We start from the raw sequence: 15905 nt of genomic DNA on the forward strand, positions 1-15905 counted from the left end.
AAGAGGGAACTGAGAACATGACCAAACTGACCCGCAGAAACCTGATGACGGCCGCTGCCGCCACCGGCCTTGCCGGCGTGCTCGGCAGCCGTCTTGCTTTGGCGGCCGACGAGCCGCTCGGCATCACGCTCGTCGTCCCGTCGCCGATCGGCGACGTCGGCTGGGGGCATGCACTTGCGGCCGGTCTCGAGCCGATCAAGGCCGCTTACGGTGACAAGGTGAAGGTCACCGTGCTCGAGAATATCGCCGAAGGCCCGGACGCCGACCGCATCATGAACAAGACCGTCGCCGACGGAAACAAATTCCTGGTTGCCGGCTCTTTCGGTTATCAGAACGGCGCCCTGCAGATCGCCCGCCGCGACCCGAGTGTTACGGTCCTGCATGCTTCCGGCTTCCAGGTCGCTCCGAACTTCTCGCCGTTCGCCGCCAAATATTTCCAGGGCACCTATCTGCTCGGCATGGCCGCAGCAGCGCTTTCCAAGACCGGCAAGCTCGGCTCCGTGTCCGCCTTCGCCATTCCCGAACTCATCACTTCGATCAACGCCTTCACCCTCGGCGCCCAGGCCGTCAAGCCCGATATCGAGGTCTCGGTGGTGTGGGTCAATTCCTGGTTCGACCCGGCCAAGGAGCAGGAAGCCGCCAAAGCCTTGATCGCGCAGAAGTGCGACGTGATCTTCTCCAACGCCCAGGACACGCCGTCCGTCATCTCGGCCTGCGAGGAAGCCGGCGTCTACGCCTTCAACCTCAACTCCTCGATGAAGAAATACGCACCGAAAACCTATCTCGGATGCATCTCGACGGACTGGTCGCCGTTCTTCAAGGCATCGGTCGACGCCCATCTCGCCGGCACGTTCAAGGGCGCCAATGCGTTCCTCGGCGTCGCCGACAAGGTCGTCGAAGTGGTCGATTGGAATCCGGATGTTCCGGCAGACGTGATGGCCAAGATCAAGGAGATCGAGGCAAAGATCGCCGACGGCAGCTTCTCGCCCTTCACCGGGCCGATCACCAAGGCCGACGGCAGCGAGGGTGTCGCATCCGGCGCAACCATGGCCGACCCCGAGATCATCGCCATGAACTGGCACGTCAAGGGCGTGTCCACGCCATTGCCGAAATAAGTCATGACGACCCCGCTCCTGTCGCTGCGCGGCATTTCGAAGAGCTACGGCCAGATCCACGCCAATCAGGCAATCGATCTGGACGTGGCTCCGCAATCGATCCATGCGATCCTCGGAGAAAACGGAGCGGGAAAATCGACGCTGATGAAGCTGATCTACGGCGTCGAGCAACCGGACGACGGCGACGTCGTCTGGGAAGGAGAACCCTTGCGCCTCTCCTCCCCCGCCGAGGCGAGGCGCCACGGCATCGGCATGGTCTTCCAGCATTTTTCGCTGTTCGAGACCCTGACCGTCCTTGAGAATATTCGGCTGGTCGTGCCGGGTCGCAAGGCTGAGCTCAAGCAACGCATTCGGACGCTTGGACGGGAATTCGGCCTTGAGGTCGACCCGCTCGCCCATGTGCATGCGCTGTCGGTCGGCGAGCGGCAACGGGTGGAGATCATCCGAAGCCTGATGACCGATCCGAAGCTGCTGATCCTCGACGAGCCCACCTCCGTCCTGCCGCCGCAATTGGTGGAGAAGCTCTTCGACACGCTGCGCCGGCTGCGCGACGGCGGCGTCTCCATCCTGTTGATCTCCCACAAGCTGGAAGAAATCCGGGCGATCTGTGACCGGGCGACGATCCTGCGCGGCGGACGGGTGACCGGGGATGTCGACCCGCGCGAATATGATGCCCATGACCTTGCCCGTATGATGATCGGTCGCGAGATGCCCGCCCCCATCTCGGCGCTGCCGCTGTCTGGCGGGGAAAAGCGACTGGAGATCATCGGGTTGGATTATCAGCCCGACGATCCCTTCGCGGTGCCGCTCTCCGGCATCAGCCTCGAAGTGCGTGCCGGCCAAATCCTCGGGATCGCCGGTATTTCGGGCAACGGCCAAAGCGAGCTTGCTGCATTGATTTCAGGTGAGACGGTACTGGGGCGCGACCAACGCGACCGGATCTACATGATGGGGATCGATGTCGGCAGGCTCGATGCGGCCGCGCGGCGGAGGCTCGGATTTGCCTTCGTTCCGGAAGACCGGCTCGGACGCGGCGCCGTACCTGAAATGTCGCTCGCCCTCAACAGCCTGCTGACCGCCCATCCGCTCAAGCTTTTGCGGCACGGTCTCGTCGACAGGGCGCGGGCGATGGCGTTCACCAAGGATTGCATCCGTCAGTATGATGTGCGCACGCCAGGCCCGGATGCGGAAGCCGGCACCCTGTCCGGCGGCAATCTGCAGAAGTTCATCGTTGGCCGGGAAATCATGCTGTCTCCCCAATTGCTTTTCGTGGCGCAGCCGACCTGGGGCGTCGATATCGGCGCTGCATCCGCCATCCGCAGCCGCCTGGTCGCATTGCGCAATCAGGGCATGGCGATCCTCGTCATTTCCGAGGAGCTGGAAGAACTGTTCGAGCTCTGCGATTCCATCCAGGTGCTGCATCACGGCCGGCTCAGCCCGCCGCTCGCAACGCGGGACACGAAGCCCGAGGAGATCGGCCGATACATGACCGGGGCTCAAGCCTCGCCCGAGAAAGTCCATCTATGAGTGCTTGGTCCCCTGCTTTCGTTCCCACCCTGGTCCGCCGGGAGCGCGCCTCGCTTGCTGCGACCTTGCTGGCGCCCGTCATAGCACTTGTCATAGCAATCGCGCTCAACCTCGGCCTTTACATCTTGATGGGCCGTGACCCTGTCGCGGTCGTTTATGCGATGCTTTTCGAGCCTTTCCTCTCCTGGGCGTCATTTTCGGAAGTGCTTTTAAAGGCAGGCCCGCTCCTTCTGATCGCACAGGGACTGGCGATCGGCTTTCGCGCCAAGGTCTTCAACATCGGCGCCGAAGGCCAGTTCATTCTCGGTGCGATCTTCGCCTCTGCCATTCCGGTCTGGTTTCCCCAGGCAACGGGCCAGTGGATCTGGCCGGCAATGCTGCTGCTCGGCGCCATCGGCGGCGCGCTATGGGCTTCTCTCACCGCTTTCTGGCGCGTGCGCCTCAACGCCAACGAGATCCTCGTTTCACTGATGCTGAGCCTCGTTGCGGCGCAACTGCTGAACTACCTGCTGCTCGGCCCCTGGAAGGATCCGAACGGCTTCAACTTCCCCCAGTCGGTGATGTTCCAGTATGATGCGATGGTGCCTACCCTAATCGCCGGTACCCGCCTCAATGTCTCATTCCTCATCACGCTCGCCTTGTCGGTTGCGGCCTGGGTTTTCATGCAGAGGAGCTTCATCGGCTACAAGCTGCAGGTCGGCGGTCTGGCGCCGCGGGCTGCCGGCTATGCTGGCTTTAAGGAAGGTTGGGCGATCTGGCTTTCGCTGCTGATCGGCGGTTTTGCGGCCGGTCTTGCCGGTGCCGCCGAAGTCGCAGGCCCGCTCGGGCAGTTGCAGCGTTCGGTCGCGAGCGGCTATGGTTATGCGGCCATCATCGTCGCCTATCTCGGCGGCCTGCATCCGATCGGCATCGTGGTCTCGGCGCTGGTCATGGCGGTCATCTATATCGGTGGCGACAATGCCATGGTCTCGGCCAACCTGCCGATCGCCGCCGTCCGTGTCTTCCAGGGTAGCCTGCTGCTCGCTTACCTGATCGCCGTCGCCTTCGTGCGCTATCGCCTTGAATGGCGACGCGCCGTCCATCGGAGCCCATCATGAACGCCATCGAGTTCATTCTTGCCGGCATGCTTGCGGCTGCGACACCGTTTCTTCTGGCAGCCCTCGGCGAACTGGTGGCCGAGCGCGCCGGCGTCCTCAACCTCGGGGTCGAGGGATTGATGGCCTTCGGTGCCGTGCTCGCCTTCATTATCGTCTACCAGGGCGGCGGACATCTCCTGGGCTTCGTCGTCGCGGGGCTCGGCAGCGCTGTCCTTTCCCTGCTCTTCGCCTTGGTCACACTGGGATTCCGGGCAAACCAAGTGGCAGCGGGCCTTGCCATCGGCATTCTCGGCCAGGGCCTCTCCGCGCTTTTCGGCAAGACCTATGAAAGCCTCACGGTCAGGGGACTTCCGAAGCTTGCCCTTCCCGGGCTTTCGGAATTGCCGATTGTCGGCGGCCTTTTCGTCCAGGACATCGTCGTGTGGATTTCACTCGCCGCGACCCTCGCTCTCTGGGCCATATTTGCCTACACCAAGCTTGGGCTCATCGTCCGCGCCGTTGGCGAGAACCCGAAGGCCGCTCACGCGATCGGCTATTCGGTAATATCAGTCCGCGTTCTCGCTATCGCCTTCGGCGGTGCGATGGCCGGCTTCGCCGGTGCCTATGCGTCGGTGGTCTATACCCCACTCTGGGCCGACGGGATGATCGCCGGGCGCGGCTGGATCGCCATCGCCCTCGTCGTTTTCGGGACTTGGCTCACCGGCCGGATCTTCCTCGGGGCCTGCCTGTTCGGGGCGGTCTCGCTGATGGGGCTTGCAGCCCAGGCAACCGGACTGGACGTTCCCTCGCAATTGCTCTCGAGCCTGCCATATCTCGTCACGATCATCGTGCTCGGCATCATCTCCGCTGACCGTCGTCTGCTGAAACTGAACGGCGTCGCTTCACTCGGCGAACCATTCGAGCGATAGGGGTGCGGAAGGCGGGTTTCGGGATCAAACACCTACTGCATAATTCCTTAAAAAGACGCGCGGCGCTGTAACGTGTCGCCGAAAAAGCCCGTGGTCAGCCGCGATCGCGTTTCTTGCCACCGCGCGCGTCAAATTGGACGAGCAGCGACTTGAGTTCGATCTCGCGAACGCGTCTTGCCGCTTCATCCGGGCTGACCCATTCGAGAATACGCTGACCCCGCTCCTTGAAATCGCCGCTGACCTCCGTGACTTCAATCTGAAACATGTCGACGATACAGGGCGCCACATCGCCATTGTCGAGTTCTTTCAGATAGGTATAGCGGCCGACCGGCTTCTTCTTCACCACCCCGCGTACGCCTGCCTCCTCCCAGGCCTCGATTGCTGCTGCTTCGAAAGGCTTTTTCCCCTTCATCGGCCATCCTTTCGGGATGACCCAGCGCGCGCTCTCGCGAGACGTGATCACCAGGATTTCGACCTCGGATCCGGCATTGCCGTGACGGAAGCAAATAGCACCATATTGTTGACGGAATGCACCGGCGAACAGCACTTCAGGAACAGCAGCGAGCTGTCGCAGCAGTGGTTGGGACTTGTCCGGTCGAGGCTTCCTGGCTTTTTTGCTAGGTGTCATATTGATTGAATTACCGAATTTGCATGTTGCTTCAATTGCCTGAGCGTGTTTATGACACTTTTATGACAATCGGCCGCACGAGGAAGGTTCGCAGGCATGATGAGCATTTTTCGCAAGCTGATGCCACGGGAAGACAGATTCTTTGAAATGTTTTCCAAGCACTCGAAGACCGTCGTTGCTGCGGCGCACGCCCTCGATCAACTTCTGAAGGGCAATGACGTTCAGGAAAACTGCGATCGAATCGTCGCATTGGAAAACGAGGCGGACGACGTCACGCGTGACGTTCTTCTTGCCGTTCGACGAAGCTTCATCACGCCCTTCGACCGGGGAGACATCAAAGACCTCATTCAGTCGATGGATGATGCGATCGACATGATGCACAAGACAGTCAAGACGATCCGCTTGTTCGAGCAATCCAGCTTCGATCCGCTCATGCAGGAGATGGGCAGTGAAATCGTCAAGGCGGCAAACCTTGTCGCGGAAGCGATACCCCTCCTCGACAGATTGGGAGCCAATGCGCAGCGCCTCGCGGCCATCGCGGAGGAGGTCACCCGCGTGGAGGGACGTTCCGATGAGCTCCACGACCAGGGTTTGAAGGATCTGTTTCTGCGACATGGCGCCAGCGGCAATGCGATGGCCTACATGATCGGAAGCGAAATTTACGGAGAGCTGGAGAAAGTCGTCGACCGCTTCGAGGATGTCGCCAACGAAATCAGCGGCATTCTCATCGAGAACGTCTGATGGAAGCCTCCCTCGCTCTGCCGCTGCTTGTCGGCTTGGTCGTCGTCGCCCTGTTCTTCGATTTTCTCAACGGTCTGCATGACGCGGCCAATTCGATTGCCACGATCGTCTCGACCCGCGTCCTGCGGCCGCAATATGCGGTCGCCTGGGCAGCATTCTTCAACTTCATCGCATTCCTGTTCTTCGGCCTGCACGTGGCCGAAACACTGGGGACCGGCATCATCGATCCTGCGATCGTTTCGCCTCAAGTGATTTTCGCCGCACTCATGGGCGCCATCGTTTGGAATATTCTTACCTGGATTTTCGGGATTCCGTCGAGCTCGTCGCATGCGCTTGTCGGTGGGCTGGTGGGGGCCGGTCTGGCAAAGGTGGGCTTCAGCTCGATCGTCTGGAACGGCCTCCTAAAGACCGTCGGTGCCATTTTCCTTTCGCCAGCCATCGGCTTCCTGCTTGCCCTCGTGCTGGTGCTCGCCGTCTCCTGGTTATTCATCCGGCAAACGCCGTTTGCGGTGGATCGCACATTTCGCGTCATGCAGTTTGTGTCTGCTTCGCTTTATTCGCTTGGCCACGGCGGGAATGATGCGCAGAAGACGATGGGCATCATCGCGGTGCTCTTGTTCAGCCAGGGATATCTCGGCCCGACATTCTACGTGCCTTTCTGGGTGGTCATTTCCTGCCAGTCGGCAATGGCTCTCGGGACGCTCTTTGGCGGATGGCGGATCGTTCATACCATGGGGTCGAAGATCACCCGGCTCAATCCCATGCAAGGTTTCTGCGCAGAGACGGGCGGAGCGTTGACACTCTTCGGAGCGACGTGGCTCGGTATTCCCGTTTCGACGACGCATACCATCACCGGAGCAATCGTTGGAGTGGGCGCAGCTCGTCGTGTCTCGGCCGTGCGCTGGGGATTGGCCGGCAACATCGTGATAGCCTGGATCGTTACGATGCCAGCGGCTGCAGCAATATCCGCAGCGTTCTACGGCCTCGTATCCTTGCTGCAATGAAATGAGGTGATGGCGAGGCAATCGCCACGCCTGCGCTTCCCTCTTGAGCTTTGCTGCTGGCAAATACCGACGAATAAAGCGAGCAGAACCCATTCTGCCGCCTGCGTCGTGTAGCTTCGATATTGCGTGCACTGCACAAATAGAGCGCTCCCATGACCGCCACTACGCTAGCAATCGCACAAAACGGAAGCAGAAAATAGAAAGCCTAAGAAATAAGCATTCGTCAATTCTTACCATTTCTCCTTTTGCTTCATGCTGTTACCAATTCCTCTCGAAATTGGCACGCTGCTTGCAGGTTCTGAGACGCATCGGTCAACGGCGACCGGTGCAGATAGGCGCGGCATAAGCGCCTACAACAGACACCGACGTCGCAAGGTCTTTGCAATCCGGGATTCTCTCATCCCCTGGACGCAAATTCCGGCGGCGTTTTTTTGTGTCCAAATTCAGCCAGCAGAGGGAACCTGCGCATGACAAAGAATTTGCAGACTGGGATTTCGACAACCGGCATTACCCGCCGCAGCATGCTCAAGACGACCGCAGCGGCTGCCCTCATCGGCGCCGTCAAGGCTGCCTTTCCGTCCGGCGCCTTCGCAGCCGGAGCAGGCCCTGAGGTGACAGGTGTCAAGCTCGGCTTTATCGCTCTCACCGATTCCGCACCGCTGATCATCGCCAAGGAAAAGGGCTTTTTCGACAAGCATGGCCTTCGGGAAACGGATGTGGCCAAACAGGCATCCTGGGGTGCGACCCGCGACAATCTCGTGCTGGGCGGCGCAGCAAACGGCATCGACGGTGCCCATATCCTCTCGCCGCTCCCCTATCTCATGCATACCGGCAAGGTGACGCAGAACAATAAGCCGGTGCCGATGGCGATCCTCGCCCGGCTCAACCTCGACAGCCAGGGCATTTCCGTCGCCAAGGAATATGCCGAAACCGGCGTGCAGCTCGATTCCTCCAAGCTGAAGGCGGCATTCGAGAAAAAGAAGGCGGAGGGCAAGGAGATCAAGGCCGCCATGACCTTCCCGGGCGGCACTCATGACCTCTGGATCCGCTACTGGCTCGCCGCCGGCGGCATCGATCCGAACAAGGACGTTTCGACCATCGTCGTGCCGCCGCCGCAGATGGTTGCCAACATGAAGGTCGGCAACATGGACGTCTTCTGTGTGGGCGAACCGTGGAATGAGCAGCTCGTCAACCAGGGCATCGGGTTTACCGCAGCCACCACCGGCGAGCTCTGGAAGGGCCATCCCGAAAAAGCGCTCGGACTGCGCGCCGACTGGATCGAAAAGAATCCCAATGCTGCCAAGGCCCTGCTGATGGCTGTCATGGAGGCTCAGCAGTGGTGCGAAAGCATGGACAACAAGGCGGAGATGGCTGACATTCTCGGCAAGCGCCAATGGTTCAACGTTCCGACGAAGGACGTACTCGGCCGCCTCAAGGGCGACATCAATTATGGCAATGGCCGCGAGGTCAAGGCCACCGACCTCTATATGAAGTTCTGGAAGGACGGCGCCTCCTACCCGTTCAAGAGCCACGATACCTGGTTCATGACGGAGAACATCCGCTGGGGAAATCTGCCGGCGAGCACCGACATCAAGGCGTTGGTCAACCAGGTGAACCGCGAAGATATCTGGCGCGAGGCCGCCAAGGATCTCGGCGTCGCGGCGGCCGATATTCCCGCATCGTCTTCTCGTGGCAAGGAGACTTTCTTCGACGGCAAGGTCTTCGACCCCGAAAATCCTTCCGCCTATCTCGACAGCCTTTCGATCAAGGCTGCCTCCTGACCCCCGCCTCCGGCGCGCGACGGGCGCGCCGGCCTTTCATTCACGTGAGGAGCGCGTTGATGTCCGCCCTGGCAAATAAAGAAAATCCCTCCATGGCCGCCTCTGCCAAGCCGGCAGCAAAGGTTGTGCCATTTTCCGGCAAACACGGATCGCGGATCGATTTTCGGCGAGCGGTACTGACCGCACTTCGCAATGTCGTCCCGCCGGTCGTCGTGCTGGCACTTATCCTGCTCGTCTGGCAGGTGCTCTGTTCATCGGCCGATGCGTCTTTGCCTTCGCCGCATCGGGTCTGGCAGGATAGCTTTGACCTGATCGCCTTTCCGTTTTTCAACTACGGCTCCCAGGATATCGGGCTCGGCTGGCGCGTGCTCGTTTCGCTGCAGCGCGTCGTTTATGGCTTTGGCCTTGCCGCGGTCGCTGGCGTCATCGTCGGTGCGATCATCGGCCAGTCGGTCTGGGCGATGCGTGGCCTCGATCCGATCTTCCAGGTACTGCGGACGGTTCCGCCGCTCGCCTGGTTGCCGCTGTCGCTCGCGGCATTCCAGGATTCCAACCCTTCGGCGATCTTCGTTATCTTCATCACTTCGATCTGGCCGGTGATCATCAACACCGCCGTCGGCGTCCGCAATATCCCGCAGGATTACCGCAATGTCGCCGAGGTGCTGCGCCTCAATCAGTTCGAATTTTTCTGGAAGATCATGCTGCCATCGGCAGCGCCCTACATCTTCACCGGCCTCAGGATCGGCGTCGGCCTCTCCTGGCTCGCCATCGTCGCGGCCGAAATGCTGACGGGCGGCGTCGGCATCGGCTTCTTCATCTGGGACGCGTGGAACTCGTCGCGCCTTTCGGACATCATCGTCGCGCTCGTCTATATCGGCATCGTCGGCTTCGCTCTCGACAAACTGGTGGCTGCGCTCGGCAAACTCATCACCCGCGGCGCCATGGCCAACTGAGGGAGGTATTTATGAACGCCTATCTTAAGCTCGATCATATCGACAAACATTTCGATCGGGGCGGCGTCCGCGCCGAGGTCCTGAAGGATATCAACCTGACGATATCCGCAGGCGAATTCGTCTCGATCATCGGCCATTCGGGTTGCGGCAAGTCCACTCTCCTCAACCTTATCGCCGGCCTGACGCCGGTTTCGGCGGGCGCCGTGCTGCTTGAAAACCGAGAGGTCAACGGACCGGGACCGGAGCGCGCCGTCGTCTTCCAGAACCACTCGCTGCTGCCCTGGCTGACGGTCTATGAGAACGTCAATCTCGCCGTCTCCAAACTCTTCAGCAGAACGAAGACCAAGGCCGAGCGGCATGACTGGGTCATGGCCAACCTCGACCTTGTGCAAATGGCGCATGCGAGGGATAAGCGGCCTTCGGAAATTTCCGGGGGCATGAAACAGCGCGTCGGCATTGCCCGCGCGCTTGCGATGGAGCCGAAGATCCTGCTGCTCGACGAGCCCTTCGGCGCACTCGATGCGCTGACCCGCGCCCATCTTCAGGACGCGGTGATGGAAATCCACGCACGGCTTGGCAATACGATGGTGATGATTACCCATGACGTCGATGAAGCGGTGCTGCTGTCCGATCGCATCGTCATGATGACCAACGGCCCGGCGGCCCGTATCGGCGAAGTGCTCGATGTGACCATGCCCCGCCCCCGCCATCGCATCGAGCTCGCCTCCGATCGGACATATCTCAAATGCCGTGAAGCCGTGCTGAAATTCCTCTATGAACGCCACCGCTTCATCGAAGCGGCGGAGTAGAAACCGGGAAATAACCTCGGCGCTTGCCGGCCTTGATTTTTTCGTCTTCGTGGCGGGTCCGGCAGCGCCTGATTTTAGGCGTTGCCCCCCTTTACTCCCCGGGCGTTGCAAAGACCGCGCTGGCATCGCTGACAATTTCCACATGGGAATATGCCGCCTGCCCCGCGGCGGCTGCGTCCGCGCGCATGATCGCGGTGACGATCCGGCCGTGCTCCTCATAGGATTTTGCCAGACGCCCAGGCAGACGGAACTGCGCCCGCCGAAAAGGCGCAAGCCGCGCCCGCGTCTGCGTCACCATCTCGAAGACATGATCATTATGCGCGCCACGATAAAGCCGGGTGTGAAATTCGGTATTGTGAGCCGAATATTCTTCCTCCGCGCCGGCATGCACGAGCCTCACCGATCCCCGATGCTCCAGCTCCAGCGCGCGCCGCTCGTCGACCGTCATACGCTCGGCCGAGAGCCTGGCGCAGATCGCTTCGAGTTCGGCCATCGCTTCGAACATCGAATGCAGATAAGCCTCGGTGACATTGGTAACGACGGCACTGCGGTTTGGCTCACGCGCAATCAATCCCATGGCGCCCAGCTCACGCAGAGCCTCGCGTACCGGCGTGCGCGAAACGTCGAAACGAACCGCGAGCGACACCTCGTCCAACTTCGCGCCCGGCAGGATTTCACCCGTGACGATCATGTCGGCAATCGCTCGCACCATCTGTTCGACGGTGGTCCCGGTACGGATCACTTCTCTGCGCCTAGTCTGCTTCACAATACGAATCTGCTCACGTCAACATTCTGCATACAGATGCGGTTCGAGACTCGATAAGTCAAATCTAGTGGAGAAGATATTGTTAAATTTTCGCTTTCTGATGCACGAGCACCTCAGGCAATCCGACTTTATGCCAACCGCGCAGTAACAACGAACAAGAAATATCTATTGATTACTTTTTGCGCAAAGATTCGATCAATCTGCATGCACTTTGCAATGCGCAGATCTTGTCGTTTCAGATAATCTATAAAAAACAATAGATTAATTTCTGGCACATGCATTGCATGCACTTTTCTGTACCCGTTCACAACCGGCCCAGCGCCGCAAGGAGCATTCCGATGACCAAACTCCTTTCCATGAACCGCCGCAATTTCCTCCAGGCTTCCGCTGCCGGTGCGCTCGCCGGCGCCATGCCCGGCCTGATCGGCTCCTCCGCCGCAGCCCAAACCGCGCTGACCGTCGGCTTCATCTATGTCGGCCCCAAGGACGACTACGGGTATAACCAGGCGCATGCGGAGGGTGCGGCCGTTATCAAGGCGCTACCGGGCGTGACGCTGGTCGAAGAAGAGAATGTGCCGGAAACCGTCGACGTCCAGAAGACGATGGAATCCATGATCAACCTGGACGGCGCGACCCTGCTCTTTCCGACCTCCTTCGGCTACTTCGACCCACACATGCTGGCCGTGGCCGCTAAACATCCCGACATCCAGTTCCGGCATTGCGGCGGTCTCTGGCAGGAAGGCAAGAACCCGGCCAATACGGGCTCCTATTTCGGCTATATCTTCCAGGGCCAGTATCTGAACGGCATCGCCGCCGGCCATGCGACGAAGAGCAAGAAGATCGGCTTCGTCGCCGCCAAGCCGATTCCACAGGTTCTGCAGAATATTAACGCCTTCCTGCTCGGCGCACGCACGGTCGATCCTGGTATCACCTGCCAGGTGATCTTCACCGGCGAATGGTCGCTTGCCGTCAAGGAGGCCGAAGCCACCAATGCGCTGGTTGACCAGGGCGCTGACGTCATCACCTGCCACGTCGACAGCCCCAAAGTGGTTGTCGAGACTGCTGCCGGCCGCGGCGCCTTCGTCTGCGGCTATCACGCCAACCAGAGCCCGCTTGCTCCCGAAAAGTACCTCACCGGCGCCGAGTGGGCCTGGGGTAACGTCTACAGCGACTTCGTCAAGAAGGCGCAGGCCGGCGAAAAGCTCGGCAACTTCGTGCGCGGTGGCCTGAAGGACGGCTTCGTGAAGATGAGCGCGCTCGGCCCCGGCGTGTCCGCGGAGGGCCGCAAGGCCTTCGAAGCCACGCAGGCGGAGATGATGAAGGGCGGCTTCTCGGTCTTCAAGGGACCCTTGAAGGACAATAAGGGCGACACCGTCGTGGCTGCCGACAAGAGCTATGCCGAAGACGCGATCGAGCTCGAAAGCATGAATTACCTGGTCGAGGGCGTTGTCGGGTCCACGGCGTAAGCCGCGAAGGGAGAAGCGCCATGACCATCGAGGCCAATGATCCCGCAATAGCCATCGTGGAAAAACCGGCTTCGCTACGCCCCGTCCTCGAATGGGTCGCGCGGCGAGCCGAGCCTGTTGTCATCGGCCTTGCGGCCATCCTGATCGGTCTTGCGCTCTTCTCCCTCTTCATCCTGGCGGTCGGCAAGTCGCCGGCCACCCTCTTTCAACTGATGTATACCGGCGGCTTCGGCAGCTGGTTTTCGGTGCAGAACAGTTTAAGTCGTGCCGCACCCCTTCTCCTGACGGCACTCTGCGTCGCCCTGCCCGCCCGTCTCGGCCTCGTCATCATCGGCGGGGAAGGAGCGGTCGTGCTGGGCGGCGTTGCCGCCGCAGCCATGGCTCTGCCGCTCGCCGGCACCGCGCCTGTTTTCCTCACCCTCATTCTGATGGCAATCGCTGCCATGGTGGTCGGCGGCATCTGGATCGGCCTTGCCGGTTTCCTGCGCCATTACCGCGGCGTCAACGAAACCATCTCCTCGCTGCTGCTCTCCTATATCGCCATTGCCCTGATGAACCAGTTCGTCGAAGGGCTGCTGCGCGATCCTGCAAGCCTCAACAAGCCGTCGACCAGGCCGCTGCCGGCGGAATACATGCTCGGCAATATTCCCGGCATGGACGTGCATTGGGGTCTCGTGATCGGCATCCTCGCCTGCATGCTCTCCTGGATCGTGATCGAGGCGACGAGCTACGGGTTTGCCGCCCGCATCGCCGGCGGCAACGTGCGCGCCGCGCAGATCCAGGGACTGCCGGTCGGCAAGCTGATTGCCGGATTTACCGCGCTTGCCGGCAGCTTTGCCGGCCTGGCGGGCATGATCGAAGTGGCGGCGGTGCAGGGAAGTGCCAATGCCTCGCTTGCCGCCGGCTACGGCTATACCGGTATCCTCGTCGCCTTCCTCGCCAGGCACAATCCGCTGGCGATCATTCCGGTCGCGATCCTGCTCGGCGGCATCGACGCCTCGGGCGGCCTCATCCAGCGGCGCATGGGCCTGCCGGATGCGACGGTTCTGGTGCTGCAGGGGGCGCTCTTCATCGTCATTCTCTTCTGCGAAACCTTCTACGGCCGCTTCAAGATCTTCAATCCCGACCTCTGGAAAAGGAGCCTCTGATGGAGGAGACAGGCATCGGCATCTGGGGCGTGCCGCTGGCGATCTTCGCCGGCGCCATTCGCGTTTCCACCCCGTTCATCTTCGTCAGCCTCGGCGAGACGATCACCGAACGCTCCGGCCGCATCAATCTCGGCCTCGAAGGCACGCTGGTCTTCGGCGCCATGACGGCCTATGCGGTGGCCGTCATGACCGGCTCGCCGACCCTTGGCGTGCTGGCCGCAATGATGGCGGGCGCGATCTTCGGCCTCATCCACGGCTGGATCTGCAAGTTCCCCAAGGTCAACGACATCGCCATCGGCATCGCCATGATGCAGTTCGGTCTCGGCATGGCGTTCTTCCTCGGCAAATCCTTCATCCAGCCGGTCGCGCCGAAACTGCCCTCGATTGCGCTCGGCGGCTGGTCGAGCATTCCGCAGGTGCAGGCGGCGCTCAATATCAACGTACTGTTCTTCATCGGCGCGGCACTTGCCCTCTTCCTGTTCTGGGCCTTCAAGAACACCCGCATCGGCCTGATCCTGCGCGTCGTCGGCGACAGCACCGACGCGGCCCGGGCCATGGGCATCGACCCGGACCGAGTTCGCCTGCTGGCGACGGCAGTGGGCGGTTCGCTGGCGGCAATCGGCGGCGCCTACCTCTCGCTCTACTATCCGGGCTCATGGAACGAAGGCATCTCGTCAGGCCAGGGCCTGATGGCCGTGGCCCTCGTCATCTTCGCCCGCTGGAACCCGATCGGCTGCTTTCTCGCTGCCCTGCTTTTCGGCGGTGCCGGCGCGCTCGGCCCGGCGCTGCAATCGGTCGGCGTCACACAAGGCTACTACCTTTTTTACGCCGCGCCTTACGTGCTCACCCTCGTCATCCTGATCGCCACCTCCTCGCCCACCCGCTCGCTCGCCGGTGCGCCGGGTGCGCTGTCGCTCACGAAATAACGGAGCATCCCGATGAACGGACTTGGCGGTCTCAACAAATCCGAACACGGCATCGGTATCGGCCTGGTGCAGCTCCAACTGCCGGTGACCGTCACCAAAGTGGATCTGGCAAAACAGACGCAGGTGATCGTCGATCTGGTGGCCAAAGCGCGGCGCAACCAACCGGGCATGGACCTCGTGGTCTTTCCCGAATACGCGCTGCATGGCCTTTCCATGGACATCAATCCGGAGATCATGTGCACGCTCGACGGGCCGGAGGTCGCGGCCTTCAAGCAGGCCTGCAGGGACAACCGGATCTGGGGCTGCTTCTCGATCATGGAGCTGAACCCTGGCGGCATGCCCTACAACTCCGGCATCGTCATCGACGATCAGGGCGAGTTGAAGCTCTATTACCGCAAGATGCATCCCTGGATCCCCGTCGAGCCCTGGGAGCCCGGCGATCTTGGCATCCCTGTCATCGAGGGCCCGCGGGGCGCCAAGCTCGCGCTGATTGTCTGCCATGACGGCATGTTCCCGGAGATGGCGCGCGAATGCGCCTATAAGGGCGCCGAAATCATGATCCGCACCGCCGGCTACACGGCGCCGATCCGCGATGCCTGGCGCTTCACCAACCAGGCGAACGCCTTCTGCAATCTGATGATCACCGCGAATGTCTGCATGTGCGGCTCGGACGGCACGTTCGATTCCATGGGTGAAGGCATGATCTGCAATTTCGACGGCACGATCATCGCCCACGGCACCTCCGGCCGGCCCAACGAGATCATCACCGCCGAGGTGCGTCCCGACCTGGTGCGCGAGGCCCGGCTCGGCTGGGGCGTGGAGAACAATATCTACCAGTTCGGCCATCGCGGCTATGTCGCCGTCGCCGGCGGCGCCCAGGATGCGCCCTACACCTACATGCACGACCTGATCGCCGGCAAATACCGCCTGCCGTGGGAAGACGAGATAAAGGTCAAGGACGGCACGTCCTGCGGATTTGACAAGCCGATGCGCCGCTACGGCGAACCCCTCAAACCTGCCGCGGAATAGGAGAGAG

Annotated in this window: 15 protein-coding genes; 13 read left to right on the forward strand and 2 right to left on the reverse strand. The window is 61.1% G+C overall.

What is annotated here, in order from left to right; translation table 11 throughout:
* Positions 1 to 17 precede the first annotated feature (17 nt).
* The 4 genes from MOV76_RS04260 to MOV76_RS04275 are packed head-to-tail and all read left to right on the forward strand — an operon-like array spanning position 18 to position 4647.
* Complete coding sequence (locus tag MOV76_RS04260) at positions 18 to 1115, forward strand: BMP family ABC transporter substrate-binding protein (RefSeq protein ID WP_018449141.1); 1098 nt, start codon at positions 18 to 20, stop codon at positions 1113 to 1115.
* 3 nt (positions 1116 to 1118) lie between these two features.
* Positions 1119 to 2642, forward strand: coding sequence for an ABC transporter ATP-binding protein (locus tag MOV76_RS04265; RefSeq protein ID WP_047620482.1), 1524 nt, complete (start codon positions 1119 to 1121; stop codon positions 2640 to 2642).
* Complete coding sequence (locus MOV76_RS04270) at positions 2639 to 3739, forward strand: ABC transporter permease (RefSeq protein ID WP_028732374.1); 1101 nt, start codon at positions 2639 to 2641, stop codon at positions 3737 to 3739. Before MOV76_RS04265 ends, MOV76_RS04270 begins: the two co-directional genes overlap by 4 nt.
* The gene (locus tag MOV76_RS04275) at positions 3736 to 4647 is read left to right on the forward strand and encodes an ABC transporter permease (RefSeq protein ID WP_018449138.1); all 912 of its coding nucleotides are present in this window, start codon (positions 3736 to 3738) and stop codon (positions 4645 to 4647) included. The genes MOV76_RS04270 and MOV76_RS04275 overlap by 4 nt, the downstream gene beginning before the upstream one ends.
* 94 nt (positions 4648 to 4741) lie before the next feature.
* On the opposite strand, the gene MOV76_RS04280 is transcribed toward MOV76_RS04275, so the two are convergent.
* Positions 4742 to 5275, reverse strand: a complete 534-nt coding sequence (locus tag MOV76_RS04280; protein ID WP_018246789.1) for an NUDIX hydrolase — start codon at positions 5273 to 5275, stop codon at positions 4742 to 4744.
* Positions 5276 to 5371: 96 nt separating this feature from the next.
* Here MOV76_RS04280 and MOV76_RS04285 point away from each other — a divergent pair, with 96 nt between their 5' ends.
* The 5 genes from MOV76_RS04285 (at position 5372) to MOV76_RS04305 (ending at position 10563) form a co-directional block, all read left to right on the forward strand.
* Positions 5372 to 6016, forward strand: a complete 645-nt coding sequence (locus MOV76_RS04285) for a DUF47 domain-containing protein (RefSeq protein ID WP_018246790.1) — start codon at positions 5372 to 5374, stop codon at positions 6014 to 6016.
* Complete coding sequence (locus tag MOV76_RS04290) at positions 6016 to 7020, forward strand: inorganic phosphate transporter (protein ID WP_247263913.1); 1005 nt, start codon at positions 6016 to 6018, stop codon at positions 7018 to 7020. Before MOV76_RS04285 ends, MOV76_RS04290 begins: the two co-directional genes overlap by 1 nt.
* Positions 7021 to 7487: 467 nt before the next feature.
* Complete coding sequence (locus MOV76_RS04295) at positions 7488 to 8801, forward strand: CmpA/NrtA family ABC transporter substrate-binding protein (protein ID WP_247263914.1); 1314 nt, start codon at positions 7488 to 7490, stop codon at positions 8799 to 8801.
* Positions 8802 to 8860: 59 nt separating this feature from the next.
* The gene (ntrB, locus tag MOV76_RS04300) at positions 8861 to 9754 is read left to right on the forward strand and encodes a nitrate ABC transporter permease (RefSeq protein ID WP_112908397.1); all 894 of its coding nucleotides are present in this window, start codon (positions 8861 to 8863) and stop codon (positions 9752 to 9754) included.
* Positions 9755 to 9765: 11 nt separating this feature from the next.
* Complete coding sequence (locus MOV76_RS04305) at positions 9766 to 10563, forward strand: ABC transporter ATP-binding protein (RefSeq protein WP_018246794.1); 798 nt, start codon at positions 9766 to 9768, stop codon at positions 10561 to 10563.
* Positions 10564 to 10654: 91 nt separating this feature from the next.
* Here the strand turns inward: MOV76_RS04305 and MOV76_RS04310 are convergent, their stop codons facing one another.
* Positions 10655 to 11329, reverse strand: coding sequence for a GntR family transcriptional regulator (locus MOV76_RS04310; protein ID WP_018246795.1), 675 nt, complete (start codon positions 11327 to 11329; stop codon positions 10655 to 10657).
* Positions 11330 to 11667: 338 nt separating this feature from the next.
* Here MOV76_RS04310 and MOV76_RS04315 point away from each other — a divergent pair, with 338 nt between their 5' ends.
* The 4 genes from MOV76_RS04315 to MOV76_RS04330 are packed head-to-tail and all read left to right on the forward strand — an operon-like array spanning position 11668 to position 15898.
* A complete protein-coding gene (locus tag MOV76_RS04315; RefSeq protein WP_018246796.1) occupies positions 11668 to 12795 on the forward strand; it encodes a BMP family ABC transporter substrate-binding protein in 1128 nt (375 codons plus the stop codon).
* A 20-nt stretch (positions 12796 to 12815) separates the two neighbouring features.
* Positions 12816 to 13943 (forward strand): ABC transporter permease, encoded by a 1128-nt coding sequence (locus tag MOV76_RS04320; protein WP_247263915.1) that lies wholly within the window; start codon positions 12816 to 12818, stop codon positions 13941 to 13943.
* Positions 13943 to 14869, forward strand: coding sequence for an ABC transporter permease (locus MOV76_RS04325; protein ID WP_247263916.1), 927 nt, complete (start codon positions 13943 to 13945; stop codon positions 14867 to 14869). The genes MOV76_RS04320 and MOV76_RS04325 overlap by 1 nt, the downstream gene beginning before the upstream one ends.
* A 12-nt stretch (positions 14870 to 14881) precedes the next feature.
* A complete protein-coding gene (locus MOV76_RS04330) occupies positions 14882 to 15898 on the forward strand; it encodes a formamidase (RefSeq protein ID WP_247263917.1) in 1017 nt (338 codons plus the stop codon).
* Positions 15899 to 15905: the final 7 nt, after the last annotated feature.

Source organism: Rhizobium sp. PRIMUS64 (assembly GCF_023006465.1).
GTDB lineage: Bacteria > Pseudomonadota > Alphaproteobacteria > Rhizobiales > Rhizobiaceae > Rhizobium > Rhizobium leguminosarum.

Coding starts and splice junctions, on each gene's coding strand:
- MOV76_RS04260 (WP_018449141.1), top strand. CDS start 18: ATGACCAAACTGACCCGCAGAAACCTGATGACGGCCGCTGCCGCCACC.
- MOV76_RS04265 (WP_047620482.1), top strand. CDS start 1,119: ATGACGACCCCGCTCCTGTCGCTGCGCGGCATTTCGAAGAGCTACGGC.
- MOV76_RS04270 (WP_028732374.1), top strand. CDS start 2,639: ATGAGTGCTTGGTCCCCTGCTTTCGTTCCCACCCTGGTCCGCCGGGAG.
- MOV76_RS04275 (WP_018449138.1), top strand. CDS start 3,736: ATGAACGCCATCGAGTTCATTCTTGCCGGCATGCTTGCGGCTGCGACA.
- MOV76_RS04280 (WP_018246789.1), bottom strand. CDS start 5,275: ATGACACCTAGCAAAAAAGCCAGGAAGCCTCGACCGGACAAGTCCCAA.
- MOV76_RS04285 (WP_018246790.1), top strand. CDS start 5,372: ATGATGAGCATTTTTCGCAAGCTGATGCCACGGGAAGACAGATTCTTT.
- MOV76_RS04290 (WP_247263913.1), top strand. CDS start 6,016: ATGGAAGCCTCCCTCGCTCTGCCGCTGCTTGTCGGCTTGGTCGTCGTC.
- MOV76_RS04295 (WP_247263914.1), top strand. CDS start 7,488: ATGACAAAGAATTTGCAGACTGGGATTTCGACAACCGGCATTACCCGC.
- ntrB (WP_112908397.1), top strand. CDS start 8,861: ATGTCCGCCCTGGCAAATAAAGAAAATCCCTCCATGGCCGCCTCTGCC.
- MOV76_RS04305 (WP_018246794.1), top strand. CDS start 9,766: ATGAACGCCTATCTTAAGCTCGATCATATCGACAAACATTTCGATCGG.
- MOV76_RS04315 (WP_018246796.1), top strand. CDS start 11,668: ATGACCAAACTCCTTTCCATGAACCGCCGCAATTTCCTCCAGGCTTCC.
- MOV76_RS04320 (WP_247263915.1), top strand. CDS start 12,816: ATGACCATCGAGGCCAATGATCCCGCAATAGCCATCGTGGAAAAACCG.
- MOV76_RS04325 (WP_247263916.1), top strand. CDS start 13,943: ATGGAGGAGACAGGCATCGGCATCTGGGGCGTGCCGCTGGCGATCTTC.
- MOV76_RS04330 (WP_247263917.1), top strand. CDS start 14,882: ATGAACGGACTTGGCGGTCTCAACAAATCCGAACACGGCATCGGTATC.